Raw genomic sequence first — 9,591 nt, 5'->3', positions numbered from 1 at the left:
CGCGTGGGCGGGCTGGCCGTCATCGTCGGTACCGGATTGCCCCTGGCGGATGCACTCTTGCAACACCTCATAGCAGGCGATCAACCGTTGCGCGGCGCCACGATTTTCCGCCCGCCACCCTGCCGTCGCGGCAGTAACCAGCGCGGCCATCGAACCTGGGGCGGGATCACCAACCATCCTCGCCCCCTGTCGTCAGCGGGAAACAAGCCCCGCACCTGAATCGAATCTGTGTTCTAGTTTACGGACACACATTCGAACATGCAAGAGTCAATCCGACGTCGGTCCAACCCGGGCGTACGTCAGAATCCCCCGCCGAGATTGCCCGACAGCTTGTCGAGGCGCTCCTGACTTGCGCCGTCGAGGCCGATCACGGACAGGGCCTTACCTTTGGCCGCGTACTTCTGCTGAACGGCGTCCAGCGTCGCCACGGTGGAGGCGTCCCAGATGTCCGCGTCGGTGAGGTCCAAGACCACATTCTGGGGATCCCCGGAGTAGTCGAACTGGTACACCAGATCGTTGCTCGAGGCCCAGAACAGCTGGCCGGTAACGCGGTAGGTGCGGGTGTCGACGCTGCCGTCGTGGTTGGCGTCCAGCTCGGCGACCTTCTCCACCGAGATCATGTGCGCGACACGGCGGGCGAACATCACCATCGCGGTGAGTACGCCAGCCACGACGCCGATCGCCAGGTTGCTCGTCCACACCGTCGCCACAACCGTGACCAGCATGACCAGCGTTTCCGAGAGCGGCATAAGTCGCAGCGTGCGTGGATGGATCGAGTGCCAGTCCAGCGTGCCGACCGAGACCATGATCATCACCGCGACGAGAGCCGCCATGGGGACGAGTCCAACGATGTCGCCCAGAGCCACCACGAGGACCAGCAGGAACACCCCGGCGAGCAGGGTGGAGAGCCGCGTCCGCGCACCGGATGCCTTGACGTTGATCATCGTCTGCCCGATCATTGCGCAGCCGCCCATCCCCCCGAAGAAACCGGTGACGATGTTGGCGACACCCTGGCCCCAGCCCTCGCGCGTCTTGTCGGAGTGGGTCTCGGTGATGTCGTCGACGAGCTTCGCCGTCATCAGGGACTCCATCAATCCGACCAGTGCCATCGCCAGCGCATAGGGCGCGATGATCAGGAGGGTTTCCAGCGTGAAGGGGACGGAGGGGAACAGCAACGACGGCAACGAGGTCGGCAGCTCACCTTCGCCCGCCACATCGGGGACGGACCAGCCCACCATCAGGACCACGGCAGTGATCGCGGCGATGGCGATGAGCGGGGCGGGAACCACGGTCGTCAATCGCGGGAAGCCCACCATAATGACGATCCCCGCCACGACCAGCGGGTACACCAACCACGGCACACCCACCAGGTGGGGAATCTGCGCCATGAAGATCAGGACCGCCAAGGCGTTGACGAAGCCGATCATCACCGATCGCGGGATGAAGCGCATCAACCTGGCCACCCCCATCAGGCTGAGGACGATCTGGATCGCGCCGCCGAGCAGGACGGTCGCAACCAGGTGGTCGAGCCCGTGGTCAGCGACGACAGGCGCGATTACCAGCGCAATAGCCCCGGTGGCGGCCGAGATCATCGCGGGCCGACCGCCGGTGAACGCGATGGTCACGGCCATCGTCACGGACGCGAACAGCCCGACGCGAGGATCGACCCCGGCGAGAATCGAGAACGATATCGCCTCCGGGATCAGCGCCAGCGCCACCACCAGGCCAGCCAGTACCTCGGTGCGCAGACGCGCCGGCGACGAGAATGCTGCGCGGAAGGATGCCACCACACCGGTCGGATACTGCTCGCTCACGGATCACCTACAGTCGCTGTCAGACCCTCACGCCACGTGAGAGTAAAAAGCTACCGTAACGGGAGAGTTGTGAGCGAGCCAAACGGGGGCGAGCAGACCATCAAGATCGGCGAGGTCGCCGAGCGCACGGGGCTGTCAATCCGCAGTCTGAGGCACTGGGACGAGGTGGGGCTGGTGAGTCCGTCCGTCCACTCCCCTGGCGGCTTCCGGCTCTACACCGGGGCAGATGTCGAACGAATTTTGCTCATCCGTCGGATGAAGCCGCTGGGGTTCAGCCTCGAACGAATGGGGGAGTTCTGCCGAGCGCTCGACGCGCGTGCCGCGTCCGACGACGCCGCGTCCGACCCTCCCGCGGCCGACGTCATCACCGAGGTGCGCGCGGAGGCGACCGAGCGGCTCGAACGGTTGCGCAGGCACCTGGCCTACGCGGAGGAGTTCGTGGAGATCGTCGAGCGGCTGGGCTGAGTCCGGTCTCCCGGACATGGCTACTCAGAGCGCGCGGCCGATGACCTCCTTCATGATTTCGTTTGTGCCGCCGTAGATCCGCATGACGCGGGCGCCGGCGAACTTCTGCGCGATGGGGTACTCCATCATGTAGCCGTAGCCACCGAACAGCTGGAGGCAGCGGTCCACCACGTCGTCGAGCATGTCGGTGGCCTGCAGCTTGGCCATGGACGCGGTCACGGCATCGAGGTCCCCGGCGATCTCCCGAGAAATGCAGTGGTCGATGAACGTGCGGGTGGCCATGACCTGGGTCTTACAGTGCGCCAGCTCGAAGCGGGTGTTCTGGAAGTCCAGGATCGGCTTGCCGAACGCCTGCCGCTCCCGTGTGTAGGCGAGGGTCTCCACGACGGCGGCCTCGGCCATCGCCAGCGCGTCCACGGCGATCGCCAGGCGCTCTCGCGGGAGCTGGTTCATGAGCTGATAGAAGCCCTGTCCCTCCTCACCGCCGAGCAGGTTGGCGGCGGGCACGCGCATGTCGTTGAAAAACAGCTCGGCGGTGTCGGCGCCGTGACGGCCCATCTTCTCCAGGACGCGGCCACGCTCGAAGCCGGGCGTGTCGGCTTCCACGGCGAACAGGGCCATGCCCTTGTGGCCGGCGTCGAGGTCGGTCTTGGCCACCACCACCACGAAGTCGGCCGAGCCACCGTTGGAGATGAAGGTCTTGGAGCCGTTGATGACGTACACGGCATCCGGGCCCTCGCCCTCCCTGCGCGCCGTGGTGCGGACGCCCTTGAGGTCAGAGCCGGCGCCCGGCTCGGTCATGGCGATGGCCGAGATCCACTCGCCCGAGCAGATCTTCGGCAGCCACTCGCGCTTTTGTTCGTCGGTGGCGTAATTGGCGACGTAGTGCGGGGTGATGGTCGAGCCGACGCCCATACCGAACGCCGTGTCGCCGGAGTAGACGAGCTCTTCGGTCACGAGGTATTCCATGCCCGGGTCGCCGCCCTGGCCGCCGAACTCCTCCGGCACGTCGAGGCAGATCAGGCCGGCCTCGCCGGTGCGCAGCCAGGTCTGGCGGTCGACGTATTTCTGAGCCGACCACTTCTCCTGGTTGGGCGTCATCTCCTTGGCGAAGAACGCGCGGGCGTGCCCCCGAAGGAGCTGGTGATCGTCGGTTTCCCAGGAGGGACGATAGTCAGGAAAGAGTGCGGACACGGGGAAGACCTCCGGAGATCAAAGACGACAAAGAGCGACGACGACGAGGGGTGGCACCAGATTACGTGGGCTTCTTGCGCCGAGGACGCGCACCGCGGGGGCGGAGCGGGTCATACTCGTCTCATGAGCACAAATCTCCCCGAACCCTTCCCCACTGACTGGACCCGCTGCCTCGTCCTGGTGGCGCACCCCGACGACCCCGAATACGGGATGTCAGCGGCGGTGGCCCGCTGGACGGCGGAGGGACGGAGCGTCGTCTACGTGCTGGCCTCCAGTGGCGAGGCGGGCATCGAGGGCATGGCGCCCGCGATCGCCGGGCCGATCCGCGAAGAGGAGCAGCGTCGCTCGGCGGCGATCGTCGGGGTCGAAACGGTGGAGTTCCTCGGGTTTTCGGACAGTCGGATCGTCAACAACAGCGAACTACGTGACGCGATTGCCGATTCGATCCGGCGCCATCGGCCGGACATCGTCGTGTCGTTGTTCTCGGGTCCCGCGTTCGGCCCGGACATGCCCAACCAGAGCGACCACATGGAATTCGGTGAGGCCGTAGGGGCGGCTTACGACGATCTGGTGGGCGCGGTGGGTGTCGATTCGGCGGAGGGCCGCCCGCAGATGTGGTTCGAGTCGGCGCCCGAGCCCACGCACTACGTGGATGTGGAGGGCTTTGTCGAACACGCGGTGGACGCGCTGGCCGAGCACTCCGAATACCTGTCAGTGCTCGACCCCCAGACCCCGGTTGCGGAACAGTCCCGAATCCAGGTCGAGCGCATGGTGGCCCCCGTCGACGGCGTGGCCGGCGGCGACCCGGTGGTGGGCTTCCGTCGCATGCGGCCCTGATTATGCGGCCCTGATCCGAGCCGATCAGCCGACAGCTGTCGACCGGCCCGGCCGCGTCTGACGCAGGGTGATGTTGACCCGACCCGGGGCCGCACCCAGGACGTCGGTGCACCAGGCCGGAGCGGTCCCGTCGAACACCTTGGGCACCCCGTGGAACGCCAACCGGGATGGTCCGCCGAACACCACCAGGTCACCCGATTCCAGTCGCACGTCCGTGTACGGGCGACCGCGGTGCTCGGGCGTGCCGAAGCGGAAGGTACATGCGTCGCCGAGGCTCAGGGAGACCACCGGCGCATCGGAGTCCTCGTCGCGGTCCTGGTGCAATCCCATCGTGGATCCACGGCCGTAGAGGTTCACCAGAGCCGCGTCCGGAGTAAACGCGGTGTCGGGGGAGTACGCCGCTTCCGGATGGCCAGGGCGGACTAGGGCGACGCTCCGATCGATCGCCGCGGCCGAGGTCAGCGCTGACCGTGCGGCCCGCAGTAGCCAAGCCGGGATCGGTGGAGTGTCCTCGTCGTCGTCGTATCTATAGGGCAACCAGTGACGCCCCAGGCTGAGCGTCCGCACTGACATGCGGCCGCCGCCGGGCAGTTCTATCGAGCGCGGTGCGCGGGTCGCCGCCCAGCCGACGCACGCCCGCAGGAGGTATTCCTGCTGCCCACGGCTCATCCAGTCGGGAATGTGGACCGCTCCCGGGCCGAGGATCGACGGCTCGCGGTGGACGCCGAAAAGAGGCTCCGTCATGGTGGTCTACGGTCGCAGCACCGCCCACGCCTGCTCCGCGAGCTCCGGGGTCGCGGCGGCGACCACGGTCCCGCCCTCGAGTGGCTGTCCCCCGCCCGGGCCGGTGATGACACCGCCCGCGGCCTCGATGATCGGGATCAACGCCACGATGTCGTAAGAGTTCAGGTCCGCCTCGACCACCAGGTCGACCCGGCCTGCGGCGAGCATGCAATAGGCGTAGCAGTCGCCTCCGAAACGCTGCAGGCGGACGCGGCGACCGAGCTCGTCGTAGCGATCCCGGTCCTCACCGCGCTCGCCGAACATCGAGGGATGAGTGGTGTACAGGATGGCGTCCGACAGCTCCGCGCAGCCGGAGACGCGCAGGTCGGCGACCACGGTGTTGCCGGTATCCGCATTGGGCCGCCGCACCACGGCGCGACCGTTGACCGCCGAGAACGTCTCCCCGAGCACCGGCTGGTCCATCCACCCGGCCACTGCGCGGCCGTCCTCGACCACACCCACCAGCGTCCCCCAGCCCGACATGCCCGTCAGGAAGGCCTTGGTGCCGTCGATCGGATCCAGGTACCAGGTCCGGCGGGCGTCCACCGGCCCCGTCGCGCCGTTCTCCTCACCCACCACCCGGTCCCCCGGGGACATGCGGGAGATCCCCGCGCGGAGCAACTCCTCGATCGCGCGGTCAGCCTCGGTTACCGGGTCGTAGCCGCCACCCGCGGCGGAGCCCGAACCGCCGGAGTTCTTGTCCGAGGCTTCCAGCGACTCGAGGTCGGCGTGGAAATGCCGGCGCGCGATCCGGCCGCTCGCGGCGAGGAGCTCGTCGAGGCGCTCCGTCAGGTCGGCATCGAGGGGGCGTGCGGGCCGTTGCGTCATGCCCCCATCGTGCCCCACGGAACCCCTCCCCGACCAGATCTGGCGAACTGGACCCTCTACAGGTGCCCGCCCCGATAGCGTGAAGCAATGACCTCGCTGATGGACTTCATCTCCGCGCGTCGGGTCCAGCTGGCCACCGACTCCTGGCAGCACGTCAGCGCCACCGTGCAGGCGGTGCTCCTGGCGACGCTGCTGTCGCTGGCGATCGGAGTGGCGGTGTACCGCAGCCGATCCGGTTCCGCACTGGCCACAGGCCTGGCCGCCACGGCCCTCACGGTGCCCTCGTTCGCGCTGCTCGGCCTGCTCATCCCGCTGCTCGGGCTGGGTGTGCTGCCCACCATGACGGCGCTGGTCATCTACGCCGTTCTGCCGATCCTGCGCAACACCATCGTCGGGCTGGACGCCGTGCCCGCCACGACCGTCGACGCCGCCCGTGGGGTGGGGATGAGCCGGATCGGAGTGCTCAGCCGGGTGGAGATCCCGCTGGCGTGGCCGTCGATCCTCGCCGGGATCCGGGTGTCCACACAAATGTCGATGGGCATCCTGGCGATCGCCGCCTACGCCAAGGGCCCGGGGCTCGGAAACCTGATCTTTGCCGCCCTGTCCCGGGTGGGGACGCCCACCGCGCTGCCGATGGCGCTCACCGCGACAGTTCTCATCGTCGTCCTCGCGCTCGTTCTGGACGCGCTCCTCGTCCTGCTCGGACGTCTGACCATCAGGGGAAACCAGTGACCAACAACGATTCACTCTCGGGCGTGCCGATCGTCCTGGACGACGTCACCAAGATCTACCCCGGCCAGGAGCGTCCGGCCGTCGATCGGGTGTCGCTGGAACTGCCCGCGGGGCAGACCACAGTGCTCGTGGGGCCGTCGGGCTGCGGCAAGACCACCACGATGCGGATGATCAACCGCCTCATCGAACCCACCTCCGGCACCATCACGATCGACGGCGAGGACAATCGCCGACTCGACGCCGACACCCTTCGCCGCAGCATCGGCTACGCCATCCAAGCCTCAGGATTGTTCCCACACATGACGGTCGCGCAGAACGTCGCCACCGTGCCGCGGCTCCTCAAGTGGAAGCGGGACGGCATCCGTGAGCGCGTCGACCAGATGCTCGACCTGGTGGGCCTGGACCCGTCCGACTACCGCGACCGCTACCCCGCCCAACTCTCGGGCGGGCAGCAGCAGCGCGTCGGGGTGGCGAGGGCGCTGGCCGCGGACCCGCCGGTGCTCCTGATGGACGAGCCGTTCGGCGCCGTGGACCCCATCACGCGCGCATCCCTGCAGGACGAGTTGCTACGACTGCAGTCCGAACTGCACAAGACGATCGTGTTTGTCACCCACGATTTCAACGAGGCGGTGCGCCTGGGCGATCGGATCGCGGTCCTGGGCCCCGGCTCGTCCGTGCTGCAGTTCGACACCCCCGAGGCGGTTCTCACGAGTCCGGCAGATGAGACCGTCGCCGGGTTCATCGGGGACGACGCCGCGCTCAAGACCCTCACCCTCCGGCGCGTGGGGGATGTGCAGTTGGGAGAGGCGACGACGATGACGGCGAGGGCCTCGGACGACCCGGCCGAGTTCGCCTCCCGACTGCGCGGCTCCAGCGACGAATGGGCAGTGGTGCTGGACGACGCCGGGCATCCACTGCGTTGGGTGCGCGGTGACCAGGTGGCGCAGATGACCGAACTGGGCTCCGGAGACCAGCCCATGAACAGCACCGTGACGGTGGACTCCACGCTGCAGGAGGCCCTGGACGGGCTGCTGTCCACGGCCAGCGCCACCACCGTGGTGGTGAACCGCGACGGTTCCTACCGGGGCACGCTTGGGATCGACGACCTGGTGGACGAACTGCGACGCATCCACCACCGCCATTCCGACGACGAGGCTCCGGCGTGAGCGCCTCCGGCACCGCGACGGCCTCCAGGGCGGACTCGGCGCGCCTCGTGGTGCAGCCGCTGCTCATCCTGGTGGCGGCCGTGGGCGTGTTGTGGTGGGCGTTCTCCGGCGAACTCAACGCCACGCAGGCGGCCTCACTCAATGCCGCCTCCATCACTCAGCGGACGGTCGAGCATATCCAGATCACCGCGGCCGTGACCGCGATCGTGGTGGCCGTCGGCGTCCCACTGGGCATCCTGCTGACCCGCCGGCGGGCCCGCGTGCTCGCGCCGGTGGCGATCGGCATCGCGAACATCGGCCAGGCGGCGCCCGCGATCGGCCTGCTGGTGCTGCTGTTCCTGGCCACCAACCGGACCGGCTTCTGGATAGGCGTCCTACCGGTGGCGTTCTACTCGCTGCTGCCGGTGTTACGGAACACGATCGTCGGCATCCGCAACGTCGACCCCGCGCTCATCGACGCAGCCCGCGGCCAGGGCATGACCGCCACTCGCGTCCTCCGAACCGTCGAACTACCGCTGGCGGTGCCGTTCATCCTCGCCGGCCTGCGCACCACCCTGGTGTTGGCGGTGGGCACGGCGACGCTGAGCTTCCTCGTCGATGCGGGCGGGCTAGGGATCTTCATCGACACCGGCTACCGCTTGCAGGACTACACCACGCTGATCGTCGGCTCGGTGCTGGCCGTGTGCCTGGCGCTGTTCGTGGACTGGCTCGGCGGCGTGGGCGAGGCCGTGTTCAACCCGAAGGGGCTGCGATGAAACGCGCACTCTCCGCGCTGCTGGCGCTCATGCTCGTGGTGACCGGCTGCGGTCTCAACAACGGTGGCTCGGTCCCGCTCCCCGTTGGGCCCGGACCCGGCGGCACCACCCCGGCACTCGAGGGTGTGCCGATCACGGTGGGCGGAAAGGACTTCACCGAGGGCGTGATCGGCAGCTACATGGTGGAGTTCCTCCTGGCAGCCGCAGGGATGCAGGTCTCCGACATGTCGTCGCTCGCCGGGTCCAACAGCTTCCGTCAGGCGCTGGTCACCGGGCAGGTCGACATCGGCATGGAGTACACGGGCACCGCGTGGATGAGCTACCTGGGTAATTCCGAGCCGATACGCGATCCGCAGGGCCAGTGGGAGGCCGTGCGGGACGCCGACCTGGACCAACACGACATCCGGTGGCTGGCACCGACGACGGTGGACAACACCTACTCGTTCGCCATGAACAAGACCACTGCCCAGGAGACCGGAGTGCGCACGTTCTCCGACTACGCCGAGCTGGTCCGGTCCGACCCGCAGGCGGCGGTGAGCTGCATGGAGACGGAGTTCTCGGTGCGCCGCGACGGCTGGCCCGGGCTCGCCGAGGCCTACGGGTTCGACGCCGCGAGCGTGCCCACCCCCATCATGCAGCCGGGGATCATCTACCAGGCCACCTCGGTCGGGCGGGAGTGCAAGTTCGGCGAGGTTTACACTACGGACGGCCGTGTCAGGGGTCTGGACCTCGTCGTCCTCGAGGACGACAAGAGATTCTTCCCCGTCTATAACCTCGCCACCGTCGTCCGCGGCGACGTCCTCGACGCGTATCCGGAGATCGAGGAGGTTCTCGCACCGCTAGTGGACATCCTGACCAACGAGGTGATGGTCGAGATGAATATGCGCGTGGACGTCCAGGGGGACGACCCGGCGCAGGTCGCGAGGGATTTCCTCGTGGATCAGGGGCTCGTCTCCGAGGGGTAGCCACCGCTGAACGACACGGTCTGCTGCGCTCAGGGGCCCGCGTGGCGCACAA

Annotated in this window: 10 protein-coding genes; 6 read left to right on the top strand and 4 right to left on the bottom strand. The window is 67.8% G+C overall.

Annotation, left to right across the window (positions count from 1 at the left end; all coding sequences use genetic code 11):
- Positions 1-299: 299 nt before the first annotated feature.
- A complete protein-coding gene (locus ON04_RS06045) occupies positions 300-1,814 on the bottom strand; it encodes a SulP family inorganic anion transporter (RefSeq protein ID WP_010540695.1) in 1,515 nt (504 codons plus the stop codon).
- 69 nt (positions 1,815-1,883) lie between these two features.
- Here ON04_RS06045 and ON04_RS06040 point away from each other — a divergent pair, with 69 nt between their 5' ends.
- Positions 1,884-2,279, top strand: coding sequence for a MerR family transcriptional regulator (locus ON04_RS06040; protein ID WP_010540694.1), 396 nt, complete (start codon positions 1,884-1,886; stop codon positions 2,277-2,279).
- Between the two features lie 24 nt (positions 2,280-2,303).
- On the opposite strand, the gene ON04_RS06035 is transcribed toward ON04_RS06040, so the two are convergent.
- Positions 2,304-3,473: an acyl-CoA dehydrogenase family protein gene (locus tag ON04_RS06035; protein ID WP_010540693.1), complete on the bottom strand. Its 1,170-nt coding sequence runs from the start codon at positions 3,471-3,473 to the stop codon at positions 2,304-2,306.
- 123 nt (positions 3,474-3,596) lie between these two features.
- Here ON04_RS06035 and ON04_RS06030 point away from each other — a divergent pair, with 123 nt between their 5' ends.
- Positions 3,597-4,310 (top strand): PIG-L deacetylase family protein, encoded by a 714-nt coding sequence (locus ON04_RS06030; RefSeq protein ID WP_010540692.1) that lies wholly within the window; start codon positions 3,597-3,599, stop codon positions 4,308-4,310.
- Positions 4,311-4,334: 24 nt separating this feature from the next.
- On the opposite strand, the gene ON04_RS06025 is transcribed toward ON04_RS06030, so the two are convergent.
- Positions 4,335-5,054, bottom strand: coding sequence for an alpha-ketoglutarate-dependent dioxygenase AlkB family protein (locus ON04_RS06025; RefSeq protein WP_010540691.1), 720 nt, complete (start codon positions 5,052-5,054; stop codon positions 4,335-4,337).
- Positions 5,055-5,060: 6 nt separating this feature from the next.
- Positions 5,061-5,921: an inositol monophosphatase family protein gene (locus tag ON04_RS06020; RefSeq protein ID WP_010540690.1), complete on the bottom strand. Its 861-nt coding sequence runs from the start codon at positions 5,919-5,921 to the stop codon at positions 5,061-5,063.
- An 87-nt stretch (positions 5,922-6,008) separates the two neighbouring features.
- Here ON04_RS06020 and ON04_RS06015 point away from each other — a divergent pair, with 87 nt between their 5' ends.
- The 4 genes from ON04_RS06015 to ON04_RS06000 are packed head-to-tail and all read left to right on the top strand — an operon-like array spanning position 6,009 to position 9,539.
- Positions 6,009-6,653 (top strand): ABC transporter permease, encoded by a 645-nt coding sequence (locus ON04_RS06015; RefSeq protein WP_010540689.1) that lies wholly within the window; start codon positions 6,009-6,011, stop codon positions 6,651-6,653.
- Entirely contained in the window at positions 6,650-7,819 is a 1,170-nt protein-coding gene (locus ON04_RS06010) for an ABC transporter ATP-binding protein (RefSeq protein ID WP_010540688.1), read from the top strand. Before ON04_RS06015 ends, ON04_RS06010 begins: the two co-directional genes overlap by 4 nt.
- Positions 7,816-8,574: an ABC transporter permease gene (locus ON04_RS06005; RefSeq protein ID WP_010540687.1), complete on the top strand. Its 759-nt coding sequence runs from the start codon at positions 7,816-7,818 to the stop codon at positions 8,572-8,574. The genes ON04_RS06010 and ON04_RS06005 overlap by 4 nt, the downstream gene beginning before the upstream one ends.
- Positions 8,571-9,539, top strand: a complete 969-nt coding sequence (locus ON04_RS06000) for a glycine betaine ABC transporter substrate-binding protein (protein WP_010540686.1) — start codon at positions 8,571-8,573, stop codon at positions 9,537-9,539. Before ON04_RS06005 ends, ON04_RS06000 begins: the two co-directional genes overlap by 4 nt.
- Positions 9,540-9,591 lie beyond the last annotated feature (52 nt).

Origin of the sequence: Dietzia alimentaria 72 (assembly GCF_000226215.1) — a bacterium.
Taxonomy (GTDB): Bacteria; Actinomycetota; Actinomycetes; order Mycobacteriales; family Mycobacteriaceae; genus Dietzia; species Dietzia alimentaria.
The sequence above is the reverse complement of the archived record's forward strand: the minus strand, read 5'-3'. Positions and strand labels throughout refer to the sequence as shown.